Raw genomic sequence first — 24,353 nt, 5'->3', positions numbered from 1 at the left:
GCATGGAGCTGACTGTTACTAATAGGTCGAGGGCATAACCAGACAAGGTGATAGGAGATAAGAAGGATGATTCTTTGTATGTAGTTTTGAAGGTGCATATTTTTATGTAAGGCCCAGTGGCTCAGTTGGTTAGAGCGCCGCCCTGTCACGGCGGAGGTCGAGAGTTCGAGTCTCTTCTGGGTCGTTTGTGGGATCTTAGCTCAGCTGGGAGAGCATCTGCCTTACAAGCAGAGGGTCATAGGTTCGAGCCCTATAGGTCCCACTCATTTAGAAAATATGGATGGGTTCCCGAGTGGCCAAAGGGGGCAGACTGTAAATCTGTTGGCAACGCCTTCGAAGGTTCGAATCCTTCTCCATCCATTGCCGTGAGGCTTCGATCTCGATATGGCTCAATTACTTAAGATTGACTTTGTCAGTCGCAGCTGGGCTACTGATTTATAAATCAGTTGTTATGTGAGTAAGTAATTTGCCGATGTGGCTCAATTCTTTAAGATTGACTGTGTCAATCGCAGACAGAGTGCTGATTACAAATCAGTTGCTCTGAAATTTAGGCAGTTTGCCGATGTGGCTCAATTGGCAGAGCAGCTGATTTGTAATCAGCAGGTTATCGGTTCGAGTCCGATCATCGGCTTTATCTTGAAAAAGATAAATAAAATTAAATAGCGCGGGGTGGAGCAGTCTGGAAGCTCGTCGGGCTCATAACCCGAAGGTCGCAGGTTCAAATCCTGCCCCCGCAACTTATGACTTATTTCAAGTCTAATGCCCAGATAGCTCAGTTGGTAGAGCAGAGGACTGAAAATCCTCGTGTCGCTGGTTCGATTCCGGCTTTGGGCATTTTTTTAGCTAAAAGTGGACAAATTAAATAAGGGCGTGTAGCTCAGGTGGTAGAGCACTTGACTTTTAATCAAGTTGTCCGGGGTTCGAATCCCCGCACGCTCATGAGTATAAGAAAAGGGCAGAAATTCAAAGTTTACGGAATTTCTGCCCTTTTCTTTCACAAAGCCTTGTTTGATTTTAAGTTATTTTCCTCTCTGTGTTCAACACTTTTTAGTACCCTATATCCAGTTTCCGAATAGAGTGCTTATGAATTGGTTGTTTGTCCGCCGTCAACATGAAGCACCTGACCGGTTACAAACCGGGAGTCATCAGATGCTAAATATACATATGTAGGTGCCAATTCGAATGGCTGTCCAATGCGCATTAGCATATTATCTTCGGGTATAGCAGTTACATCGGCAGAAAAGCTTGAGGGAATCAGAGGCGTCCATATTTCACCTGGTGCTACAGCGTTGACTCGTATACCCTGTTTTCCTAAATTTCTGGCCAAAGCTCTTGTAAAACCAACGATAGCTCCTTTGGTAGAAGTATAATCAATAAGCTGATCTGACCCCATATAAGTTACAACAGATGCTGTACCAATTATGGAACTGCCAGGACACATATAAGGAAGTGCGGCCTTTGTAACATAAAAATGGGGATAAAAGTTTGTTTTAAATGTCTCATCAAATTGTTCGTCACTAATATCTAAAAGACTCGGCTGCGGAAATTGTACACCTGCGTTATTGCATAGAACATCTATCTGTCCAAAGGCTTTCATAGTATCATTAACTATAGCATTACAATGCTGCTTTACTCTTAAGTCTCCCGGCAGCAAAAGACATTTACGCCCAAGTTCTTCTATACGATTTTTTGTTCTCATTGCATCGTTTTCTTCATCAAGGTAGGAAATCGCCACATCAGCACCCTCTTTTGCAAAAGCTATTGCAGTAGCAGCACCAATACCGCTGTCACCTCCTGTAATCAGAGCTACTTTATTTAAAAGTTTATCAGAACCTTTGTAATTTGGATTTTCTATAATTGGGCGCGGAACCATTAATTCTTCAAGACCGGGCTGACGGAATTGATGTTGTTCAGGGACACTGATAGGAATATCTTCATATCGTGTAATGGTACCATAGTTTGGATACATTGGGTAGGGATTAAGTATTAAATTATTTTCAAAGTAATCTAATAATTTATCCATAATTTGATCATTGTTATTGTTGCATGTTGAAGAAAAATTTTCTTTATTCATTTTAATTACCTTAAATATCCTTTCTCTTTATTTTTTAAATTGTAGGATAACTTAGATTATATCTTGGATTAGTATAGAATGGAGGCCTGGGGCCAATAAGGGGCATTTTCCACACAAGGTCAAGGTATTTTCCACACACAGTTTCATTCGAATAGTTACACAGCAATAGCTGTACATATAAGTTAAGCATAAACATAATATACCTCTTGAATTTACTTTTTCAGTCTATTATATTATTTACTATTTACTATTATTCTTGAATTAGTATTAGTGAGGCCCTCCGGTTAATGAAGGAGGCTTGACCTTTTTATTCGCTCACCTTATGATAGACTTATAAGGTTTAAATATATATAGCCGGTAGTTAAATCAGGAGCTGAAATTATGAATTTATATGAAATGTTAAGGAACTATAGTAATACGGATTATTATGGTTTTCATATGCCTGGACATAAACGAAATGAGAATTTGACAAACTGTGATCTGCCATATAGTATTGATATTACAGAAATTGAAGGTTTTGACGATCTTCATCATGCAGATGGTATTCTTAAAGAAGCTGAAAATAAGGCAGCTATTCTATATCATGCGCAGGAAACGTCCTTTCTGGTAAATGGCAGTACTGTAGGTATTTTAAGTGCGGTTATGGGATGCACGTTGCGGGGAGATAAGATTTTAATTTCCAGAAACTGTCACAAGTCTGTGTATCATGCCATATACATGAATGGGTTGAAACCGGTTTATGTTTATCCCAGATTTTATGAAGAAGAGGAATTAAATGGGCCCGTGGAAGCATCCGATGTGGAAGAGCTTTTGTGTCAGAATCCGGGTATTCGGGCTGTTGTGATTACATCACCTACCTATGATGGAGTGGTTTCTGATGTGAAAGCAATTGCAGATGTAACTCATAGAAAGAATATTCCTCTGATTGTGGATGAGGCCCATGGGGCACACTTTGGGTTTCATTCATATTTTCCTCAAAATTCGAATGTATATGGTGCGGATATAGTAATTCACAGTCTTCATAAAACACTTCCTTCATTGACACAGACGGCACTGATACATATGAATGGCAGTCTGGCAGACAGAAAGAAGATAAAAGGATACCTGCATATGCTGCAGACAAGCAGCCCTTCCTATGTGCTTATGGCAGGTATGGATGTATGTATGGATTTGATTTCTAAAAGAGGAAGTGAGATTTTTGAAACGTATACTGTTATGCTTGAGAAAATGCGGAACAGTCTAAAAGAATTAAAAATTCTAAGGCTGGCCGAGACGGAGTCATATGATAAATCTAAACTTGTTATTTCTGTAAAGGGTACAGGTATAAGCGGCCGCCAGTTTTATGAAAAATTATTGAATCAATATCACCTTCAACTGGAAATGGCAGCAGGTTCCTATGTGCTTGCAATGACCTCCGTAGGGGATACCCAAGAGGGAATGAGCCGGCTGACAAGTGCATTGAAGGAGATGGATTTTCTGTTAGATAAGAAGATGACAGAATTCGAGCCGAAGGCAGGAGAACAGGGAAAAAGCAAAGTAAACTTTTCCTTACCTAAGTTAAGAAAAATATATACAAGTGCAGAAGTAGATGATTTACTAAATCATAGTTCGGGCAGCAAAGTAATAAGCTTGCAGTGGCAAAATGCAGAAGGCTGGATTTCTACGGAATATGCTTACGTATACCCGCCGGGAACCCCATTGGTTGTACCCGGGGAGGAGATTTCCCGGGAGGCTGCCGAACTGATATGTAAATATGAAGCTTTGGGGTTTTCGGTGGAAGGGCCGGAGAGAAAAGGGAGAATTGAGGTTTTGGCAAATGGGTAAGATTTGTTATATCATGGGAAAAAGTTCATCCGGGAAAGATACCATATTTAAAAAGTTAGAAGAAAGAATGCCAGAGCTTAAGACAGTCACTTTATACACCACAAGACCGGCCCGTGCGGGAGAAACAAATGGGATAGAATATTATTTTGTGGACGAAGGCAAACTGAAAGCAATGGAAGACAAGGGATATGTCATTGAAATAAGGGCTTATAATACAAAACACGGTGTATGGAAATATTTTACAGCAGATGATGGGCAGATTGATCTGGACAGGTATAATTACATTATAATTGGGACACTGGAATCTTATGAGGCGATGTGCCGCTATTTTGGGCGGGAAAGGCTGATCCCTGTTTATATCGAAGTGGAGGATGGCCTCCGTCTTAAAAGAGCGCTGCAAAGAGAGCGCAGACAAAGTGAACCAAAATATTCGGAAATGTGCAGACGGTTTCTTGCCGATCAGGTGGATTTCTCAGATGAAAACCTGAAAAAAGCAGGAATTAAAAGACGTTTTAGAAATCATAAAATGGAGGAGTGCCTGCAGGATGTACAGGCCTATTTGGGAAAAAAACTGAGAGAAAATTAAAAGTTTCTATGTTAGTAGCAGAAGGAGAAGCGATTTACTCTGCTTCTCCTTCTGCTACTATATCCTCAAGTACATGCATTAGATCATAAATATTATTTAACTGGACATTTCTCTCGAGAATACAGTTTTTTAAATTGATTGGTAAAGATTCAAATTTATCCCGGATTTCGGGAGCAACATAGGATGCCATAAAATCACCTCGGTATAGAATGCCCATATTTGATTAAAATTATTTATATCTGTATCTTCATAAAAATTTATGATATACTTAATGAGTAGTTCACAACTTTGTAAGCTACCTGTAGTACAATAAACAAAAAGTTTTAGTTACAGCAGGAATCAGAGAGGCAGCGGGTGATGTTATGAGTGGTTTTAAGGACGTAGTCGGACATAATGACATTATACAATATATTGAAAATGCAGTGACGATGGACAAGGTTTCACATGCTTATATACTGAACGGAGAAAAGGGTTCGGGAAAGAAACTGCTTGCCAATTTGTTTTCAATGAGTCTGCAGTGTGAGAATAGGGAAGAAGACGGGGATGCCTGTGGCAAGTGTAAGTCCTGTAAACAGGCAGTGAATTCAAACCAGCCTGATATTATCAAAGTGACCCATGAGAAGCCGAATACGATTAGTATTGATGATATCAGAGAACAGGTAAATGGTGACATTGATATTAAGCCATACAGCAGCAAATATAAGATATATATTATTGCCGATGCAGATATGATGACAGTTCAGGCACAAAATGCTATACTTAAGACCATTGAGGAGCCCCCGGAATATGCGGTAATTATGCTGCTGACTGAGAATGCGGAGACACTTCTTCCTACCATTCGTTCCAGGTGTGTGATGCTGAAGCTTCGCAATATCAAGGATCAGCTTATAAAGAAGCACCTGATGGAGCAGATGCACATACCGGATTATAAAGCGGATGTCTGTGTAGCTTTTGCCCAGGGGAATATGGGAAAAGCAATCATGCTTGCATCTTCTGAGCATTTTAATGAGATCAAGGAAGAGGCTGTTCATTTATTGAGAGAAATAAATGACATGGAGCTAAGTGATCTACTGGAGGCTGTAAAGATCTGTACATCTTATAAGCTGGAGATTATAGATTATCTGGACGTGTTGGCTATCTGGTTTCGGGATGTTTTGATTTATAAAGCTACTATGAATGTGGACAGGGTTGTTTTTTCTGACCAGTTAAGGTATATCAAGGCCAGAGCAAGCAAGAGCTCTTATGAGGGAATTGAAATTATTTTAGATGCCCTTGAGAAAGCTAAAGCCCGTCTCAAAGCTAATGTGAACTTTGAACTGACAATGGAATTACTTTTGTTGACAATAAAGGAGAATTAATAGAGTGACTAGAATTATAGGTGTGAGATTCCGTGCGGCGGGGAAGATATATTTTTTTGCGCCGGGGAAATTTAACATCGCACAGGGAGATAACGTAATTGTAGAGACAGCACGGGGAGTTGAATTCGGGCGTGTTGTAAGTGGCCCAAGGGAAGTCAGGGAAGAAGAGGTTGTACAGCCTCTGAAGCCGGTGATAAGACTTGCCACAGAGCAGGATGTACGGGTGGAAGAAAAGAACCGGAAGAAAGAAAAAGAAGCATTCAAAATATGTCTTGAGAAGATACAAAAGCATGGATTGGAAATGAAGCTGATTGATGCAGAATATACATTTGACAATAACAAGGTTCTGTTTTATTTTACTGCAGATGGAAGAATAGATTTCAGAGAACTGGTAAAAGATCTGGCAGCTGTTTTCCGCACCAGGATTGAGCTGCGGCAGATAGGTGTCCGGGATGAAACAAAGATACGCGGCGGAATTGGGATATGCGGGCGGCCTTTGTGCTGTAATACTTATCTTTCCGAATTTGCTGCAGTATCTATTAGGATGGCAAAGGAACAGAACTTGTCTCTGAACCCGACTAAGATATCAGGGGTCTGCGGCCGTCTGATGTGTTGCCTGACTAATGAGGAAGAAACATACGAAGAGCTGAACAGTCAGCTGCCTTCACTGGGAGATACTGTGACAACATCAGAAGGACTTACAGGGACGGTACATTCACTGAGTGTATTGAGACAGCAGGTAAAGGTAATTGTAGTTCTGGAGAATGATGAAAAGGAAATACGGGAATATAAAGTAGAGGATTTGAAATTCCGTCCAAGACGTAAAAAGACCAAAGTGTCTAAAGAAGAGATGAAAAAGCTTGCGGAGCTGGAAAAAGGCGGAGGAGCATCAAAATTAGATGACAACTAGACTAAGACCGGGAGAACGGCTGGATGACCTTCAACTGAAAGGCTATGAGATTATTCAGAATCCGGAAGGATTTTGTTTTGGAGTAGATGCGGTACTGCTATCCGATTTTGCTAAGGTAAAAAAAGAAGAAACTGTCCTGGATCTGGGAACCGGAACTGGAATTCTGCCCATTTTGCTTGCTGCAAAGACCTTGGGGAGACATTTTACCGGACTAGAGATACAGGAAGAAAGTGCGGATATGGCAGTAAGGAGTATAGAGCATAATCGGCTTCAGGACAGGATTGATATAGTGACAGGGGATATAAAAGAGGCGGCGAGCATTTTTAAGTCTGCCTTTTTTGATGTGATTGTAACAAACCCTCCTTATATGCTGGAACAGCATGGACTGCAGAATTCTCAAGATACGAAGACTATTGCCCGGCATGAGGTAATGTGCACATTGGATGACATATTACGGGAGAGTGGGAAGCTTCTTCAGGAAAGCAAGGGAAGGTTCTATATGATACATAAGCCCTTTCGACTTGCAGAAATTCTGATAAAAATGAACAGTTATAAGATAGAGCCGAAGCGTCTGCAGTTTATCCATCCTTATGTGGATAAAGAACCTTCAATGGTGTTGCTTGAGGGAATAAAGGGTGGAAAATCGCGGGTGAAAATCGAGCCGCCAATTATCATGTATAAGGATTAAATAAGGAGGATTTATGCCGGGAATATTATTTTTATGTGCGACTCCCATAGGAAATCTGGAGGATATGACATTTCGTGTTGTCAGGACATTAAAAGAAGTTGATTTAATTGCAGCGGAAGATACCCGCAACAGTATAAAGCTTTTAAATCATTTTGATATCCGGACGCCTATGACCAGTTATCATGAATATAACAAATTTGAGAAGGGCAGGAAACTGACAGAAAGGCTTTTGGAGGGACAGAATATAGCATTGATTACAGATGCAGGTACTCCGGGAATATCAGATCCAGGAGAAGAATTGGTAAAGATGTGTTATGAAAATGGTATACAGGTGACATCTCTCCCCGGTCCGGCCGCATGTATCACAGCTCTCACATTATCTGGGTTATCTACCAGGCGGTTTACCTTTGAAGCGTTTCTGCCGATAGATAAAAAAGAGCGGGAGTGGATTTTGGAAGAGTTGGAGAGAGAGTTTCGGACTATTGTTTTGTATGAGGCCCCACATCGCCTTTTGAGGACACTAAGGCTGCTTCTGGAACGTTTGGGGAACAGACACGTTACAGTTTGCCGGGAATTGACAAAGCGGCATGAAACTATATTTATGACAACTCTTGAAGAGTCTGTTGACTATTATGAGAATCATGACCCAAAAGGGGAATGCGTGCTTGTGATTGAAGGCCGGAATCACCAAGAGGCAGCGCTGGAAGAACAGAGGCGTTGGGAGGAAATAAGCATCGAAGCACATGTGAATTTTTATCTTTCCCAGGGAATGGATAAGAAAGAGGCCATGAGAAAAGTTGCCAAGGATCGGGGAGTTCAGAAAAGAGAGATTTATAATTATCTTGAGAGAAAGTAATATAAGTGGGTCTTGAAGGGTAAAGTTCCTTTTCAGCTAATATATACAGAAAATTGTGAGAGATATAACAATTTTTTAGAAAAATTACCATCTTGACGTTTGAATTGAGAAAGTATAAAATAGTTATTAAGTTCAAGAGGATTAGGCAGGCAAAGGTGTCGCTATTATATAGCGGTGCTTTTTTTCTTGGACAATTCAGGAATATATATAACTTCAGACCTGGCTTGAACTATGCGAGGGTGCATTACACGAGATGTAATGTGCCTTTTTCAGTTTCACTGGTTTTGGAATAAAATGTAAATGGGAGGAAGGAATTTATGAAAAAGAAAATATTTACAGTGATGTTGTGCTTGGCAATGGTGGGGGCAATGCTGTCCGGATGTCAGAAAAAGCCTGAGAGTTCCGAAGGGAGCAGTTCTTCATCCGACAGTGAGCCGGACAAAAAGCCAGACACAGCACCAGAGGATATCAAAGGGTCCATGGAAGGTGTTACATTGAAGGTGGGAACCTCCGGGTTATTTGGACCATTTTCATATTATGATGCGGATGGTAAAACTTTGATAGGGTACGATATGGATTTACTTACTGATCTTCAGGATATTCTAGGGTTTGACATTGACGGCGGAGTTCAGGCCATGGATTATTCGGCGCTGACAGCTTCCCTGGCAGAGGGAAAGCTGGATGTTGGAGCGGCGGCCCTTTGCGCAACAGACGAGCGGAAAGAGGTTATGAACTTTACAGACATATATTGTGATTCCGGTCAGGTGGTGATGATAAATAAGGAAGAAAATCCCGGAATTGCAGAGGTAGATGATTTGGCCGAAAAGAAGGTTGCAGTTGAGAAGGGTACGGCCTCCCACATATACGCAACAAAGAATCTGGAGGATTCGGACATTGAGGTTCATGACACGATTACAACGGCATATGAATCGTTGGAGCAGGGAAAGGTGGATGCGGTAATCCAGGACGGACCGGGAGCAGCATTTTACATCAAGACAACAGAGGGGACAAAACTGGAGGTTACAGGCGGCGAGTTTAATCAGGGGCAGGCTCCTTACGCAGTTGCAGTTTCCAAGGACTGTGAATATCTGGATCAGATTAATGGGGCGCTGAATATGCTTAAAGATGATGGAACATTAGATGAGCTTTATACAAAGTGGTGTGAATAAAAAAGGTGGAATAGGATGAGATAGTATGGATGTATCATTTTTAAGTGTCCTGTTGCCGATGTTGTTTCGGGGCCTAAAACTTACACTTCTCATTGCAATAGTGGGGATTGCCATCGGAACAGTTATTGGTAGTTTGTGCGGTTATGCATTGCAGGGGAGAAACAAAATTACAAAGGCAGTGGCCAATACTTATATATGGATTATAAGAGCAACGCCGCTTATGGTGCAGGCTTTGTACGGGTATTATGTAATACCCAAACTGATTGGAGTTGACCTGGACAGTACAGTAGTGGGAATTATGGTAATTGCGCTGAATTCAGGGGCATTTATTTCTGAAATTGTAAAAGGAGCACTGCTTAGCGTTGACCCGGGGCAAAAGGAGGCCTCTCTGTCCTTAGGGATGTCAAACGCACAGGTAATGCTGCATGTTATTATTCCTCCGGCATTTAAAATTGCATTGCCTGCCCTTTTTAATCAGTTTATCATTTCAGTGAAGGATACGGCACTTTTATCTATCATCGCTGTAAATGAAATTACGCATATGGGGCAGAATTATGCAGCTTTAAGCTTTAAGACGATTGGAACATATACAACAATTGCAGCATTTTATCTGGTATTGTTATCTATTTTAATCGTAGTCCAGAAAAAGGTCGAAAAGAAAATGAGGTGAATAGTATGATTAAAGTGCATCATTTATCAAAACAGTTCGGTGAACAGGAGGTGCTCAAAGACATCAATCTGACAGTAGAGGAAGGCGAAGTGGTTTGTATCATTGGCCCGTCAGGCTCAGGAAAAAGTACATTTTTGCGCTGTATCAATCAACTGGAGACACCGTCGGGCGGCACGGTGCGCTATAACGGAGAAAATTTGGTTAATAATTCATATGATATCAGGAAATTCCGCGAGGAAGTAGGTATGGTGTTTCAGAAGTTCAATTTGTTTCCATTGAAAACAGTTTTGGAGAATGTTACACTGGCACCTGTTCTTACAAAAAAGGGGAGTAAGGCTGAAGCACGGATCACCGGGATGGAACTGCTTGACAGAGTAGGGCTTGCAGAGAAGGCAGACGAATATCCCTGCACATTATCCGGAGGTCAGCAGCAGCGTGTGGCAATTGCCAGAGCTTTGGCAATGCATCCGAAAGCATTACTGTTTGATGAACCAACATCTGCTTTGGACCCGGAACTGGTAGGTGATGTCCTTGAAGTTATGAAGTCATTGGCAAAGGATGGGATGACAATGATTGTTGTGACCCATGAGATGGGATTTGCCAGAGATGTGGCAGACCGGATTATATTTATGGCAGACGGCTATATTGTGGAGGAAGGAAGGCCGGAGGAGATATTTATGGCACCCAGAGAAGACCGCACAAGAACATTCCTGTCACGGGTGCTGCCGGCAGCAGGATAACTTTCAGAATATTCTGAAAAAGAGCTGCAAAAGGGTCAGACCCCTTTGCAGCTCTCCTTGATTTTGGTTATTTCCCCGTCTTTCATGAATATGACTTTATGAGCCAGAGTTACAGCTTCATCGTAGTCGTTTGTCACATACAGCACGGTGATTCCTCTGTCTTTATTTATTTTCTTTATATCGGAGATCATTTCACGTCTTCTCTGTTCATTCTGTCTTGCAAAATCTTCATCTACAAGAAGCACCTTGGGATTGCATACGATTGCCCTCCCAAGTGCTACTTTCTGCTTGTCCGCCTCAGAGATGACGTTTATTCTCTTGTCAAGTACACCGGATATTCCAAGAAACTCGGCTGCTGTCCTGACACGGGCGTCAATGACTCCCCGGGGAAGGTTGCGAAGCCGTAATCCCAGTGACATGTTATCGTACACATTTAAATATTTATACAGTACATAATTCTGAAATGCCATTGCCAGTCTGCGGTCCCGGGGAAGGATATCATTGAGCAGTTCGGTCCCTAAATATATCTCACCGGAGGTAATGTCTTCAAGTCCGCCGATCATGCGCAGAATTGTAGACTTTCCGCAGCCGCTGGGACCGTAAAAGGTGACAAATTCGCCATCTTCTATGTTAAGAGATACGTCTTTTACAGATACAAATCCGTTTGGATAAGTTTTATTCAAATTTTTAAATGTCACACTGGCCATAGAAACACCTCCATCCTTTTGGCTAATGTAATTTTAGCACATCCTATATGGCAAAACAATCACTTTAACATCATATCTGCAAGGATAACGCTTGCAGCCAGTCCAGTAAAGGTGGCCAAAAGAGCACCGGGCAAAATATACCTCGATTTCTTGATTTTTGCCGTCATAAGATAAACGCTCATTGTATAAAAAATTGTTTCTGTACATGCCATAGAAATAGAAGAAATTAACCCCAGCTGAGAATCTGTGCCGTGCTCCTTAAAGATATCCAGGAGAAGTCCGGTGGCTGCCGAGGAGGAAAACATTTTTACAATGGTAAGTGGTACAAGTTCCCCCGGAAACCCAATACTGGCTGTAAAATGCCCGATGACAGACGACAGGAAGTCAAGAAAACCCGATGCCCGCAAAATCCCGACAGCCACCATCAACCCTATTAATGTGGGCATGATTTTTATTACTGTGAAAAAGCCACTTTTGGCACCTTTGATAAAGTTATCATAGACATTTGTTCCTTTAAGAACACCATATGTGACGATAGCCAAAATGATAAATGGAACAATAAAATCTGTAATATATAAGAAAAACTGCATAAAACACCTCAGCAGCTTATAGTATTGTTTTATTTATATTAAAATGGCCCGCCTTATATGTTTGTTCTTGTAAAACAGCGGATGAAAATGAATGAAATGACGTCTCAGGTATATCGGACCCTATTTTCTCATAAAATAAATTAAAGATTTCAGGGGAGTTCTTATGTCACTTCTATTTCCCAAAAATATAACTAAACGGCTTCTGTCCGTCTTTCTTACCATTTGTATAACCGCAGCCTTAATTTTAACAGGTTGCAGTCCCGGCACAGGCTATGGCCAAAATAAAGCATTTCGGTCATTTACGAAAGAATTATTTTGTCGGGAAGTATCCTCAAATACAATCAGCCTTCACTACTCATTAAAAAATCCTGAAAAGTATGGAATAAAAGAAACATCTATATCCTTTGGCGATATTTCTTCAGATTCCAGAACCGCCTATGCTTCTCTGGAAAATCTTAGGGCAGCTCTTGGAAAGTTTTCTTATGATATGCTGTCTGAGGAAAATCAACTCACTTATGATGTATTGGATTATTATTTGCAGACAGCAGAAAAAAATACAGAATATTTATTATATCAGGAACCTCTTGGACTGGTCGGCGGGATTCAGACACAGCTGCCTGTGCTTCTTTCAGAATATCAGTTCTATAACACAAAGGATGTGGATACATATCTGGAATTAATGAAGTCAACTCCTCAATATTTTGATTCACTCATTGATTTTGAAAAGAAGAAGTCTGCTGCCGGCTTGTTTATGGCAGACTTTGAGGCAGACACTGTTATTTCTCAATGTACGGCATTTATGGGAATGGGAGAAAATAACTATCTGATATCAACTTTTGTAGACCGCATTGCCCAGCTGGATCTTTCACCCAAGGAGCAGAGTCAGTATATAAAAAGAAATGCCCAGATGCTTCAGAATTATGTGCTGCCAGCGTATAATCAGCTGATTTTGGCTGTTCAAAAACTGAAAGGTACGGGAAAGAATGAAAAGGGACTCTGTTATCTGCCCGACGGAAAAGCATATTATGAGCAAATAGCGGCTGAATACACAGGATCTGACCGTTCTGTCCCAGAGATGGAAGAGTTGACGAGAAGGCAGATTATTTCGGACCTTGAAGCCATGGAGAAAGTACTTCAGAAGGTGGGAAACGAAGCAAAAGAAACTGCGGCAATGGGGGAGGAAAACCCGGTTACAATTCTCAATGAATTGGAGGCAAAGACAGGAAAAGCATTTCCGGATCCTCCGCAGACGGTAACCCTTGTAAAATATGTCCCTGAGGCAATGGAAAAATATTTGAGCCCCGCTTTTTATATGATACCGGCGATTGACAATACAGATGAAAATGTAATTTATGTCAATCAGTCCCAGATGAAAAATAATTTGACCCTTTATACTACTCTTGCCCATGAAGGATATCCGGGGCATCTGTATCAGACCATTTATTATGCTGAAAAAAACCCGGATCCTTTGAGAAGTATTTTTAATTTTGGAGGTTATGTAGAAGGATGGGCCACATATGCGGAAATGTGCAGCTATTATCTTTCCCCTCTGAATAAGAATCAGGCAATTCTGCTCCAGAAAAACAGTTCTATTATATTAGGTTTGTATGCACTTGCAGATATGGGAATTCATTATGAGGGTTGGAGCAGACTTGATACGATAGCATTTTTTAAAAATTATGGAATTAAAGATGCAAAAATAGTAGACCAAATTTACGAGCTTATTATTGGTTCACCGGGGAATTACCTGAAGTACTATATTGGATATGTAGAGTTTCTGGAATTAAAGAAAAAATGGGTAAAAAAGGAGGGAGAAAACTATTCTCAGAAAGAATTTCATGATGCAGTTTTGTCAGTAGGACCAGCAACCTTTGAGCTTGTGGAAAAGTATATGTGGAAGGAAATTGAGAAATAAATATCATTAACTTGGCGGCATAAAAATAGTTACTATTTTTTAAAGGAAAATCACATAATAATTAATAAAAGCTACCAAAAAATGGATTGACTTTTTAATATTATATTGTTACACTAAAAGAAGTTAAAAGATATTGTCAGGAAAATAACAAAACATGATGCCGCATTTCTCGGACTAATATCTTTTAGAAAAATTGAATATAATATTAGGAGGAATGTTGATGAATGCTGTACTTATTTTGAGGGTGGTCCTCATCCTGTTTACCCTTGTATTTGCGGTTTATTGGATAAAGGATTGTATTGCACACAAGGAGGAGTTTACTAAAGAAAAATTATTTCCTCTTGGCATCATTGGTTTTATTACTAATTTCTTGGATACGTTGGGAATTGGCAGTTTTGCGACTACACAGGCGGGATTTAAGTTTACAAAATCGAGCCCGGATGCTGTAATGCCTGGAACACTGAATGTTGGTGACACTATTCCCGTTGTTACGGAGGCTGTTTTATTCTTTGGGCTGATTGAGATTGCACCGGTAACTTTAGTCGGGATGATTGCCGCATCTGTATTAGGAGCTGTACTGGGAGCGTCTATTGTTTCTAAGTGGTCAGTGAAGTATGTACGTATAGCACTGGGGTGTGCCCTGATTGCACTTGCCATTGTATTTATTTGTAAGTTACTCGAAATAGGACCGTTCGGTGCGGCAGGAACAGCGACAGCGCTGCATGGCATAAAGTTGGTAATTGGCATTGTTGTGAATTTCTTACTTGGTGCTTTCATGATGATTGGTGTTGGACTTTATGCACCATGCATGGCACTTTGTGGTGCCTTGGGGCTGAATCTTAAAGTTGCATTTCCAATTATGATGGGGTCCTGTGCTTTCCTGATGCCGTCTGGAAGTATGAAATTTATAAAAGAAGGTAAATATGACAGGAAAGCATCTGTTATGCTTACGATATTTGGAGTGCTTGGTGTATTTGTAGCATATTTCATTGTTAAGGAGCTTCCACTTACAGCACTGACATGGATTGTAATTTGCGTTATGCTCTTTACATCAGGAATGTTCTTCAGGGATGCTGCAAAGAGCTAATAGTTATTTTGGCGAATATAAAACAAAGAGGCTGCTGCATTTTGAGTTTAATTTACGGGAACGTTTAACAGTTGCCGTAAATTAAATTTCTTGTGGCAACCTCTATTTAAATAGATTAATTCTTTTTTCTTTTTTCGGCGATTTGTTGGTCATGCTGCTCTTCTGAAAGCTTTATGGCCCTTTGCATGCGCTGTATTTGTTCTTTCAACGGGATCTTTATTTCCATTACTTCTTTTCCTGTTTTGCTTTTTATAAATGCAGTAAAATCTTTTACATTCCCCAGTTTGAAATCAGAGTAAGGAAGTACATGTAATTCTGCATCATTTACTCCTATGTAGTAATTTCGTGTATCTCTGTAGAAGCTTGTGATTTTAGAGTACTTAATTTTTTCCCCGGTGGAAACTCCATTTGTCTCAATGATAAATCCACCCATATCAAAACTGAATAGTATCTCGGACTGCTGCTTATAAGTTTGATCGTTCCTTTTCAGCCTGAAGAGAGCTATTTTGTGTCTAAACAGCGTGAATAAGAAGATAAATATTCCTATGGCGGCGGAGATTAGCATTGCTGCTTTGAAATCTTTAAATGTTGCAGCTATGACGAAAAAACATCCGGCCAAGGTATAGAGTCTTAAGGATGCCTTAGGGTTCTTTACCTTATAAGTAAATTTGATAAAATCTTTTAAAACTTGTTTTGTATGCGTTGTTTTAACTTTATAAAGGGCAGACATATGTATCTCCTTTGCAAATTTGTTTCTATTATAAGATACTTTTATAAAAAAGGCTATATATATAAAATAAAAACTTAAAATGATTTTAGTGTCATATTGACTTTTCAGCCTCATAAAATGATATAAAGACTTCAGGAGAAAGAAAATGCTGAATTATCTATGGGCGGGAATGATTATTGTAGGTGTCATTTTTGGTGCTTTTAATGGGAAAATGCCGGATGTCACAAATGCTGCATTGGATTCGTCAAAAGAGGCTGTCTCCTTGTGTATTACAATGATGGGAGTCATGTCATTCTGGGTCGGAATAATGGAAATTGCTACCAGGGCTGGGATTATTCAGATGGCGTCGAAAAAACTGAGACCGCTTATTCGATTCCTATTTCCGAAGATTCCAGAAGGACATAAAGCGAATGAATATATAACTACAAATTTTATTGCCAATTTTCTAGGCCTGGGGTGGGCTGCTACGCCTGCAGGTCTTCAGGGCATGTCTGCCTTGGCTGAGCTGGAAAAGGAACGGAACAGGCAGGGAATCCGTACCGTGAAGCAGGGGACAGCCTCCAATGAGATGTGTACGTTTTTGATTATGAATATTTCATCTCTGCAATTGATTCCTGTGAATGTGATTGCCTACAGGAGCCAGTATGGCAGCGTGAATCCGGCGGCGATTGTAGGAGCGGGGATTGTGGCCACAGCCATGAGTACCATAGCGGCGGTGGTGTATTGTAAAATAATGGATCGGAGACCGTGAATACCTGGAAAAATATATTGAACTGATTGCAGGTGTATTTTAAAATTAGTAGGACTAACCTTCCCTTCTTCTGCATAAGATACAATACCGATATTTATTCGGATATTGTACAAGCGCGGAAGGAGGGATATTTTGTTTGAAGAGAAATCGATACGGGAGATATTGGATGCGCTTCATACAAATAAAGAAAGGGGCTTAACAGAGGCAGAGGCAGCCAGGAGATTTCAGGAAAACGGCCCAAATGTTCTGAAGGAGGGAAGGAAAAGGACAGCAGCGGAAGCTTTCCTGGAACAATTGAATGACCCGCTTATCTGTGTACTTCTTGTAGCGGCTCTGGTTTCTTTCCTGTTAAAAGAAATCAGTGACGCTATTATTATTGCAGTTGTCGTTGTTGTGAATGCCACGGTTGGAGTGATACAGGAGGGAAAAGCACAAAAAGCACTGGAGTCACTTAAAAAGCTGACAAGCCCTAAAGCTATTGTGCGCAGGGACGGTGTTATCCGGGAAATTGCTGCATCGGAATTGGTAAAAGGAGATGTGGTTATTTTGGAAACCGGGGCTTTAGTTGCCGCAGATTTACGGCTTGTCAGGACCTGGAATCTGAAAGTGGAAGAATCTGCCCTGACGGGAGAATCCCTCCCGGTCAATAAAGATGCTGCCTTTCAGGCTTCAAGGACTTTGCCGGTGGGGGACCGGAGAAATGAAGTATTTATGTCTACTCTTGTAACCAGCGGCAGGGGGGAGGGCGTTGTAATAGCGGCAGGCATGGAAACAGAGATTGGGAAAATTGCTTCTATTATTGATGATGTTCCCAAAGAATTTACACCCCTCCAAAAAAAGCTGGCAGATCTGGGAAAAATACTCAGCATTGTGTCAATTCTTTTGTGTGCCGCTTTATTTGGCATTGCTGTTTTCCAAAAACGGAATATTTTAGAGATGCTTATTACAGCAATATCACTGGCTGTGGCAGCAGTTCCGGAGGGCCTGCCTGCTATTGTTACAATAGTGCTGGCGTTGAGTGTATCCAGGATGGTAAAGGTTCATACGATTGTCAGAAAGCTTCCTTCGGTAGAAACTCTTGGGGCAGTGAATGTTGTCTGCTCGGATAAGACAGGCACGCTGACCCAGAATAAAATGACTGTCATCAGGTACTATGTAAATCAACATTTTTACAAAGCCAGTGAAACAGCTCCAAATATGCCGGAGGAATTTTTGGAAGGGATGGCTCTCTGCAGTGACGCAGTGATTACAAAACAGGAGGAGCTGGGTGACCCGACAGAGCTGGCTCTGCTAAGATTTTCCCGGGGATATCCGGGAAAAGAAATTGGGCGGCTAAGGGAAAGGCTCCCAAGAGTGGAGGAAAAAGCTTTTGATTCCCAGCGTAAGATGATGACTACTGTACATCATGGGCCCCAGGGTTTTATAGCTTATACAAAAGGTGCTCCCGAGGTTGTTCTGGAAAAGTGCAGCAGGATTATGATAAGCGGAAAAGTTCAGTCTATGACAGACGTATACCGCAGACAGGTACGTCAGGCCGTGGACGAATTTTCGTCACAGGCTTTAAGAGTTCTTGCCGTTGCAGTGAGGCCGGGGGAAAAGGAAGTGCGTGAGGAAGGCTTAACTTTCATTGGGCTGGCAGGAATGATTGATCCTGTTAGGCCAGAAGCAAAGGCTGCAGTCGAGCAGTTTAAACGCGCATCTGTCCGCACCGTTATGATCACGGGGGACCATATTGATACTGCATTTGCCATCGCAAGAGAGTTGGGCATTGCAAAGAAAATGGATGAGTGCATGACAGGAGAAGAACTGGAAAAAATTTCAGATATAAAGCTGAAAGAGAAGCTCAAAAAAATCAATGTTTTTGCCAGAGTGTCGCCGGAACATAAAGTGCGCATCGTAAGAGCGCTAAAAGAGACAGGGAACATTGCAGCTATGACGGGCGACGGCGTGAATGATGCACCCTCTTTGCGCATGGCGGATATTGGAATTGCCATGGGGGTTACCGGCACAGATGTGGCAAAGAATGCCGCGGATATGATATTGACAGATGATAATTTTGCCACGATTGAAAAGGCCATCGAAGAAGGACGCAGCATCTACGAGAACATCAGAAAGACAGTTCTATTCCTCTTGTCCTCAAATTTCGGTGAAATTATTACTATGTTTATGGCAGTTATTCTGGGTATGGCATCTCCATTGAAGGCAAGCCATATTTTATGGATTAACCTAATTACAGATTCTCTGCCGGCACTGGCCCTGGGTGTGGATAAAAATGATAAAGAGGCTCTGATGAAACGGCCGCCGAGAAGGGCAAAAGAGGGACTGTTTTCAAATGGCGGAACTGCCTGCACTATTTTTTATGGATGCCTTATAGCGGCAATCAGTCTGACTGCATTTTTAAAAATCCCGTGGATGATACTTGCAGAGCAGCAAAAAGCATTTACACTGGCAAATATTGCTATAGTATTTCAGTCCCCGGAGCAGCTTACACGTGCTCAGACCTACGCCTTTACCGTATTGGGAATGTCCCAGCTGTTCCATGCACAGGGAATGCAGGATGTGCATACATCTATATTTTCACGTAAAAGAGGCTTCAATCCGGTCATGGCCGCGGCCTTTGGCGTTGGCCTTTTCCTGCAGGCAGCAGTGACAGAAATTCCGGTTTTGACGACCATGTTCGGTACAGCCGCACTTTCCTTCGGAGAGTGGGCAGAACTAATCATATTGGCAATATTCCCACTCATTGCCCATGAAATATTTGTACTTTTGGGGTCAGACCCTTTTGCGGGCGGTTTTCAGAATATTCTTAAAATTCATAAAAGATCTGCAGATACGAAAAGAGTTTGAAGCTTGACAGTATGGTGTTTGTGAAGTAATCTTGAATTGAGAAATGTCAGTAGTTTTCAGAATACTGTACACGTGAACTTCAAATGGAGGTATGAGATGAATTATGAGATTAAAGGAGGCGCTTTTCCTATAGTTGTGTGCCATCTTGAAGATGGGGAACAAATGATTACAGAAAAAGGCTCTATGGTCTGGATGAGTCCAAATATGCAGATGGATACGGCAGGCGGCGGGGTTGGAAAAATGTTCTCCAAGGCATTTTCAGGTGAAAGTATGTTTCAAAATATTTATACAGCACATGGCGCAGGGCTTATTGCGTTTGGATCCAGTTTCCCCGGGAAAATTATGTCACTTGAAATCACATCTGATAAAGAGATGATAGTGCAAAAGAGCGCATTTCTTGCATCTGAAGCAGGGGTAGAGCTTTCGATACACTTTAACAAAAAGCTGGGAGCGGGATTTTTTGGCGGAGAAGGGTTCATTATGCAGAGATTGTCAGGAACAGGGCAGGCTTTTGTTGAAATTGATGGAGAATTGGTGGAATATCAGCTGGAGGCAGGACAGAAGATTATTGTAGATACAGGCAATGTTGCAGGATTTGAAGTAGGTGTTCATATGGAAATTCAGCAGGTACACGGCCTGAAAAATAAACTGCTTGGAGGTGAAGGGCTGTTCAATACTGTACTGACCGGTCCGGGCAAAATTTGGCTGCAGACCATGCCAATTTCCAGTGTGGCAGCATCCATGCGCCCGTTCATACCGAGCGGAAATTCATAATAACAGGATAGAAAAAGCGGTTGGAAAGACACTAGTACTTTTCCGACTGCTTTTTTGGTAACAGTTCAGCCATGCGTGTTTTTGACAGCGTAGGCAGGAGAAAGCTTGCTTTCGTATGCATATACTGCTGAAAATTCATAGGGCGTTCTGCCACAGCGAGATGAAGCACAGCGGAATCGAGCTGATGGCTGAATTGTTACCTTTTTGACTTTCAAGTGATAAATGATTTGACGGCTGAGGTTTCTTTCAACTATACTTAAAAGAAGCATAAAAAGAAATGTTTAGAATATTCTGAAAACGGATCGCAAAAGGGTCTGACCCCTTTGCAGGAAAGGAGTTTCAATATGAGGCTGATGATTGCATCAGATATTCACGGTTCTGCTTTTTACTGCAGGCAGATGCTGGATGCATATGAGAGAGAGAAGGCGGACAGGCTATTGTTATTAGGTGACATTCTATATCATGGACCGCGCAATGACCTGCCCAAGGAATATGCTCCCAAAGAGGTAATAGGGATGCTCAATCCCGTCAGGGAGAATCTGCTCTGTGTGCGGGGAAATTGTGACACGGAAGTAGACCAGATGGTGCTGGAGTTTCCGATTATGGCCGAATACTGTCTGTTGGATTTGGAGGGTCAGACGATTTTTGTCACTCACGGGCACAATTTCAATCCAGAACATTTACCAATGTTGAAAGAAGGGGATATTTTACTTAACGGACATACCCATGTTCCGGTATGTGAAGAAAAAGAAAAATATATTTATATGAATCCAGGTTCTGTTTCTATCCCGAAAGAGAATTCGGCACATAGTTATATGATATATGATAAACATTTATTTGAATGGAAAGATATGAATGGAGAGGTGTACCACACATGGAAGACAAATATGCACTGTTGATTGATGCAGATAATGTTTCTGCAAAATATATCAAGCCAATACTTGATGAGTTATCTAAATATGGGAATGTAACGTACAAAAGGATATATGGGGACTGGACTAGTACGTACAATTCCAGCTGGAAGGAGGAACTTCTGCAGAATTCTATCACACCGATACAGCAGTTTAGCTACACACATGGCAAGAATGCCACCGATTCAGCTATGATTATTGATGCTATGGATATGTTGTACACAAGTGATTTGGAAGGCTTCTGTCTGGTATCAAGCGACAGTGATTTTACTAAACTGGCCAGTCGTCTTAGGGAGAGCGGAAAGACAGTAATTGGTATGGGGGAGGATAAAACCCCAGCACCGTTCAGAAAAGCCTGCGATATTTTTACGGTTCTGGAGCTGTTGCTGGAAGATAATACTATAGAAAAAGAAGAAAAGAGCGCAGTACATGCAACTGCCAGAGAAAATAAGAAGAATCATACGGATGTGGTTTCAAAAAATGAAATAGAAGAGGCTGTTGTCAAGATTATTACAGAAAATCAGAACAATGATAGAGAAACCGGTCTGGGTGAGGTGGGGAGCCGTCTGGTTAAGTTATATCCTGATTTTGATGTGCGCCGTTACGGGTATAGTCTGTTGTCAAAGTTTCTTGAAACATTTCAGAAGCTGAATCTGATCCAGGACGGGACACAGGTTACAGTCACATTGTATGAAGATAAAAGTAAAGAAGAGATGCTGGAAGAGTATATTATCATGCTTGTAAAAAATGCAGGTGCTCAGGGGGTATCACTTGGCACATTGGGCAATAAAATACGAAATCAATTTGGAGATTTTAAGGTAAGAGATTACGGATTTTCTCAATTCAAGCAATATATACAAAGTTTTCCAAAAATTCAGATTAAGGATGACGGGGAACAGAATTGGGCGGTTTATAACAAAAACTCCAAAGAGGAATAACCATCTTACGCTAAATTGTCAGAATTGCTGGAAAACGAACCTCAAAAGGGTCTGACCCCTTTACTGTCTTGTCACATGTAAACTCATGTGTTATAATAATGTGAGTTTATCGCGTAGGCGGGGAGAGGTGAGATGGAAATGAAGAGAGATATTGTAATTGTTGGCACTGGTGTATCCGGCCTTTTTGCGGCACTTAATCTGCCAAAGGATAAGGATATTCTGATGATTACAAAGTCGGATGTTAAGAGCAGTGATTCTTTTCTTGCACAGGGGGGAATTTGTGTACTGAGGAATGAGGAGGACTATGACAGCTACTTCGAGGATACTATGAGGGCGGGTCATTATCAAAACAGGAAGGAGTCAGTGGACATTATGATTCGCAGCTCCCGGGAAATTATAAACGACCTGGTTGGATATGGAGTGGAGTTTGAAAAAGCGGGTAAGAATTTCGCGTATACAAGAGAAGGCGCCCACTCGAAGCCGAGAATTATGTATCACGCGGATATCACGGGAAAAGAGATTACAAGCAAGCTTCTCGCGCAGGTGAGGAAGCTTGAAAATGTCACTATAGCTGAATATACGACTATGACGGATGTGCTTGTGGAGAATGGAAAATGTGTGGGGATAGAAGCGGAAAATGAATTGGAAAGGGAAATTCAGATTTATGCGGATTATACGATTCTTGCAAGCGGCGGTATAGGCGGAAGATATAAGAATTCTACTAATTTTCCCCACCTGACCGGCGATGCGATAGATATTTCTAGAAAACATGGAATCAAATTGCAGCATCTGGACTATGTACAGATTCATCCAACTACGTTATACTCAAAGAAGCCGGGAAGACGTTTCTTGATTTCTGAATCCGTCAGGGGTGAGGGGGCTGTTCTTTATAACAAAAATAAAGAACGGTTTGTCAATGAGCTGCTTCCCCGGGATGTTGTGACAAAAGAAATTTGTAAGCAGATGAAAAAAGATGGTACAGATCATGTATGGCTTTCGATGGAACATATTGACAGAGAAACAATTCTGAACCATTTTCCAAATATTTATCAATACTGCCGGGAAGAAGGCTATGATGTGACGAAGGAATGTATTCCGGTAGTCCCGGCCCAGCATTATTTTATGGGAGGAATCTGGGTGGATTCGGACAGTAAGACATCGATGGAACAGCTGTTTGCGGTAGGTGAGACAAGCTGCAATGGTGTCCACGGGGCAAACCGCCTTGCAAGCAATTCCCTGTTGGAAAGCCTTGTGTTCTCAAAACGGGCGGCGAATAAGATTAAGGGATTCTATATTGAGAAAGAAGATAAGACGAAACGACAGGAGGGACAGACAGATGAACAAAATTACCATGGAATTGCAGGCTGACCATCTCATTCTGGCGGCACTGGAGGAGGATATTTCTAGTGAGGATGTCACAACAAATGCTGTGATGAAAGAGGCTGTGACCGGTGAAGTGGAGTTAATCTGCAAGGAAGATGGAATTGTCGCCGGTCTTGACGTATTTAAAAGAGTATTTGAATTGTTGGATGACACTGTACAAGTAGAATTCTACTGCAAAGACAGTGAGTCGGTGAAAACGGGGGAGCTTATGGGAAAAGTAACAGGTGACATTCGCGTGCTTTTGTCCGGTGAGAGGGTGGCCCTGAATTATCTCCAGAGAATGAGCGGAATTGCGACCTACACACACACTGTGGCTGAGCTTTTAAGGGGAACAAGAATTAAGCTGCTTGACACGAGAAAAACAACACCGAATATGCGTATTTTTGAAAAATATGCAGTCCGGGCAGGCGGCGGTTATAATCACAGGTATAATTTATCAGACGGTGTACTGCTGAAGGATAATCATATTGGTGCGGCCGGGAGCGTGACAAAGGCTGTGCAGCTTGCGAAGGAATATGCCCCCTTTGTAAGGAAGATTGAAGTTGAGGCCGAGAATCTAGATATGGTAAAGGAGGCTGTCGATGCGGGGGCAGATATCATCATGCTGGACAATATGACAACTGAGGAGATGCAGGAAGCTATCCGTATGATTGACGGCAGGGCCAAGACAGAATGTTCCGGGAATGTAACAAAGGAAAATATTGGAAGTATTACTGCCCTTGGAGTGGATTATGTATCCAGTGGAGCTTTAACTCACTCAGCCCCGATCCTAGATATTTCTCTGAAAAATCTTCACGCAGTGCAGGAATGAAAGAGATGAACAAAAAGAAAGGAGTGGACAGCAC

General features: G+C 41.5%; 23 protein-coding genes and 7 tRNA genes. 25 read left to right on the top strand and 5 right to left on the bottom strand.

The window, feature by feature from the left end:
- Positions 1–110 precede the first annotated feature (110 nt).
- The 7 genes from EDD59_RS11855 to EDD59_RS11825 all read left to right on the top strand — a co-directional run bounded on the left by EDD59_RS11855 (position 111) and on the right by EDD59_RS11825 (position 939).
- A tRNA-Asp gene (locus EDD59_RS11855) sits at positions 111–184 on the top strand.
- Between the two features lie 5 nt (positions 185–189).
- Positions 190–262, top strand: a tRNA-Val gene (locus tag EDD59_RS11850).
- A 16-nt stretch (positions 263–278) separates the two neighbouring features.
- Positions 279–360 (top strand) — tRNA-Tyr (locus tag EDD59_RS11845).
- Between the two features lie 198 nt (positions 361–558).
- A tRNA-Thr gene (locus EDD59_RS11840) sits at positions 559–631 on the top strand.
- Between the two features lie 32 nt (positions 632–663).
- A tRNA-Met gene (locus EDD59_RS11835) sits at positions 664–737 on the top strand.
- A gap of 24 nt (positions 738–761) precedes the next feature.
- Positions 762–834 (top strand) — tRNA-Phe (locus EDD59_RS11830).
- Positions 835–866: 32 nt separating this feature from the next.
- Positions 867–939: transfer RNA gene (locus EDD59_RS11825), tRNA-Lys, on the top strand.
- Positions 940–1,081: 142 nt separating this feature from the next.
- On the opposite strand, the gene EDD59_RS11820 is transcribed toward EDD59_RS11825, so the two are convergent.
- Positions 1,082–2,074, bottom strand: a complete 993-nt coding sequence (locus EDD59_RS11820) for an SDR family oxidoreductase (protein ID WP_132382111.1) — start codon at positions 2,072–2,074, stop codon at positions 1,082–1,084.
- 378 nt (positions 2,075–2,452) lie between these two features.
- On the opposite strand from EDD59_RS11820, the gene EDD59_RS11815 reads away from it, so the two are divergent.
- Complete coding sequence (locus EDD59_RS11815; RefSeq protein WP_132382109.1) at positions 2,453–3,898, top strand: aminotransferase class I/II-fold pyridoxal phosphate-dependent enzyme; 1,446 nt, start codon at positions 2,453–2,455, stop codon at positions 3,896–3,898.
- Positions 3,891–4,484 (top strand): nucleoside/nucleotide kinase family protein, encoded by a 594-nt coding sequence (locus tag EDD59_RS11810; protein WP_132382107.1) that lies wholly within the window; start codon positions 3,891–3,893, stop codon positions 4,482–4,484. The genes EDD59_RS11815 and EDD59_RS11810 overlap by 8 nt, the downstream gene beginning before the upstream one ends.
- A gap of 34 nt (positions 4,485–4,518) precedes the next feature.
- On the opposite strand, the gene EDD59_RS17830 is transcribed toward EDD59_RS11810, so the two are convergent.
- Positions 4,519–4,701, bottom strand: a complete 183-nt coding sequence (locus EDD59_RS17830) for a hypothetical protein (protein WP_165920923.1) — start codon at positions 4,699–4,701, stop codon at positions 4,519–4,521.
- Between the two features lie 145 nt (positions 4,702–4,846).
- On the opposite strand from EDD59_RS17830, the gene EDD59_RS11805 reads away from it, so the two are divergent.
- The 7 genes from EDD59_RS11805 to EDD59_RS11775 all read left to right on the top strand — a co-directional run bounded on the left by EDD59_RS11805 (position 4,847) and on the right by EDD59_RS11775 (position 10,875).
- Positions 4,847–5,842 carry a DNA polymerase III subunit gene (locus EDD59_RS11805; RefSeq protein ID WP_132382105.1) on the top strand — a complete coding sequence of 332 codons (996 nt, stop codon included), beginning with the start codon at positions 4,847–4,849 and terminating at the stop codon, positions 5,840–5,842.
- A gap of 4 nt (positions 5,843–5,846) precedes the next feature.
- Entirely contained in the window at positions 5,847–6,752 is a 906-nt protein-coding gene (locus tag EDD59_RS11800; protein WP_132382103.1) for a PSP1 domain-containing protein, read from the top strand.
- A complete protein-coding gene (locus tag EDD59_RS11795) occupies positions 6,742–7,440 on the top strand; it encodes a tRNA1(Val) (adenine(37)-N6)-methyltransferase (RefSeq protein ID WP_132382101.1) in 699 nt (232 codons plus the stop codon). The genes EDD59_RS11800 and EDD59_RS11795 overlap by 11 nt, the downstream gene beginning before the upstream one ends.
- 13 nt (positions 7,441–7,453) lie before the next feature.
- Positions 7,454–8,296: a 16S rRNA (cytidine(1402)-2'-O)-methyltransferase gene (rsmI, locus tag EDD59_RS11790; RefSeq protein ID WP_132382099.1), complete on the top strand. Its 843-nt coding sequence runs from the start codon at positions 7,454–7,456 to the stop codon at positions 8,294–8,296.
- A 317-nt stretch (positions 8,297–8,613) separates the two neighbouring features.
- Positions 8,614–9,465, top strand: a complete 852-nt coding sequence (locus EDD59_RS11785) for a transporter substrate-binding domain-containing protein (protein WP_132382097.1) — start codon at positions 8,614–8,616, stop codon at positions 9,463–9,465.
- Positions 9,466–9,490: 25 nt separating this feature from the next.
- Complete coding sequence (locus EDD59_RS11780; RefSeq protein ID WP_132382095.1) at positions 9,491–10,135, top strand: amino acid ABC transporter permease; 645 nt, start codon at positions 9,491–9,493, stop codon at positions 10,133–10,135.
- A complete protein-coding gene (locus tag EDD59_RS11775) occupies positions 10,132–10,875 on the top strand; it encodes an amino acid ABC transporter ATP-binding protein (protein WP_408632284.1) in 744 nt (247 codons plus the stop codon). The genes EDD59_RS11780 and EDD59_RS11775 overlap by 4 nt, the downstream gene beginning before the upstream one ends.
- A gap of 35 nt (positions 10,876–10,910) precedes the next feature.
- Here the strand turns inward: EDD59_RS11775 and EDD59_RS11770 are convergent, their stop codons facing one another.
- Positions 10,911–11,582: an ABC transporter ATP-binding protein gene (locus EDD59_RS11770; protein ID WP_132382091.1), complete on the bottom strand. Its 672-nt coding sequence runs from the start codon at positions 11,580–11,582 to the stop codon at positions 10,911–10,913.
- A gap of 59 nt (positions 11,583–11,641) precedes the next feature.
- Positions 11,642–12,172, bottom strand: a complete 531-nt coding sequence (locus EDD59_RS11765) for a spore maturation protein (RefSeq protein WP_132382089.1) — start codon at positions 12,170–12,172, stop codon at positions 11,642–11,644.
- Between the two features lie 163 nt (positions 12,173–12,335).
- Here EDD59_RS11765 and EDD59_RS11760 point away from each other — a divergent pair, with 163 nt between their 5' ends.
- Together EDD59_RS11760 and EDD59_RS11755 are read left to right on the top strand one after the other, a co-directional pair.
- On the top strand, positions 12,336–14,087 hold the full coding sequence (locus EDD59_RS11760) for a DUF885 domain-containing protein (RefSeq protein ID WP_132382087.1): 1,752 nt from the start codon (positions 12,336–12,338) through the stop codon (positions 14,085–14,087).
- 220 nt (positions 14,088–14,307) lie between these two features.
- Positions 14,308–15,174 carry a permease gene (locus EDD59_RS11755; RefSeq protein WP_165920927.1) on the top strand — a complete coding sequence of 289 codons (867 nt, stop codon included), beginning with the start codon at positions 14,308–14,310 and terminating at the stop codon, positions 15,172–15,174.
- Positions 15,175–15,289: 115 nt separating this feature from the next.
- On the opposite strand, the gene EDD59_RS11750 is transcribed toward EDD59_RS11755, so the two are convergent.
- On the bottom strand, positions 15,290–15,904 hold the full coding sequence (locus EDD59_RS11750) for a YcxB family protein (RefSeq protein ID WP_132382085.1): 615 nt from the start codon (positions 15,902–15,904) through the stop codon (positions 15,290–15,292).
- Positions 15,905–16,049: 145 nt separating this feature from the next.
- Between EDD59_RS11750 and EDD59_RS11745 the strand changes: the two genes are divergently transcribed.
- The 7 genes from EDD59_RS11745 to nadC all read left to right on the top strand — a co-directional run bounded on the left by EDD59_RS11745 (position 16,050) and on the right by nadC (position 24,319).
- The gene (locus EDD59_RS11745; protein ID WP_132382083.1) at positions 16,050–16,655 is read left to right on the top strand and encodes a nucleoside recognition domain-containing protein; all 606 of its coding nucleotides are present in this window, start codon (positions 16,050–16,052) and stop codon (positions 16,653–16,655) included.
- Positions 16,656–16,787: 132 nt separating this feature from the next.
- Positions 16,788–19,502: a cation-translocating P-type ATPase gene (locus EDD59_RS11740; RefSeq protein ID WP_132382081.1), complete on the top strand. Its 2,715-nt coding sequence runs from the start codon at positions 16,788–16,790 to the stop codon at positions 19,500–19,502.
- 96 nt (positions 19,503–19,598) lie between these two features.
- Entirely contained in the window at positions 19,599–20,276 is a 678-nt protein-coding gene (locus EDD59_RS11735) for a TIGR00266 family protein (protein ID WP_132382079.1), read from the top strand.
- A 344-nt stretch (positions 20,277–20,620) separates the two neighbouring features.
- The gene (gene yfcE, locus EDD59_RS11730; RefSeq protein ID WP_132382077.1) at positions 20,621–21,175 is read left to right on the top strand and encodes a phosphodiesterase; all 555 of its coding nucleotides are present in this window, start codon (positions 20,621–20,623) and stop codon (positions 21,173–21,175) included.
- Positions 21,151–22,125 carry an NYN domain-containing protein gene (locus EDD59_RS11725; protein ID WP_132382075.1) on the top strand — a complete coding sequence of 325 codons (975 nt, stop codon included), beginning with the start codon at positions 21,151–21,153 and terminating at the stop codon, positions 22,123–22,125. The genes yfcE and EDD59_RS11725 overlap by 25 nt, the downstream gene beginning before the upstream one ends.
- Positions 22,126–22,257: 132 nt before the next feature.
- Positions 22,258–23,493 (top strand): L-aspartate oxidase, encoded by a 1,236-nt coding sequence (locus EDD59_RS11720; protein WP_132382073.1) that lies wholly within the window; start codon positions 22,258–22,260, stop codon positions 23,491–23,493.
- Complete coding sequence (gene nadC / locus EDD59_RS11715) at positions 23,462–24,319, top strand: carboxylating nicotinate-nucleotide diphosphorylase (RefSeq protein WP_132382071.1); 858 nt, start codon at positions 23,462–23,464, stop codon at positions 24,317–24,319. Before EDD59_RS11720 ends, nadC begins: the two co-directional genes overlap by 32 nt.
- Positions 24,320–24,353 lie beyond the last annotated feature (34 nt).

Origin of the sequence: Muricomes intestini, from assembly GCF_004346165.1 — a bacterium.
Taxonomy (GTDB): Bacteria; Bacillota; Clostridia; order Lachnospirales; family Lachnospiraceae; genus Muricomes; species Muricomes intestini.
The sequence above is the reverse complement of the archived record's forward strand: the minus strand, read 5'-3'. Positions and strand labels throughout refer to the sequence as shown.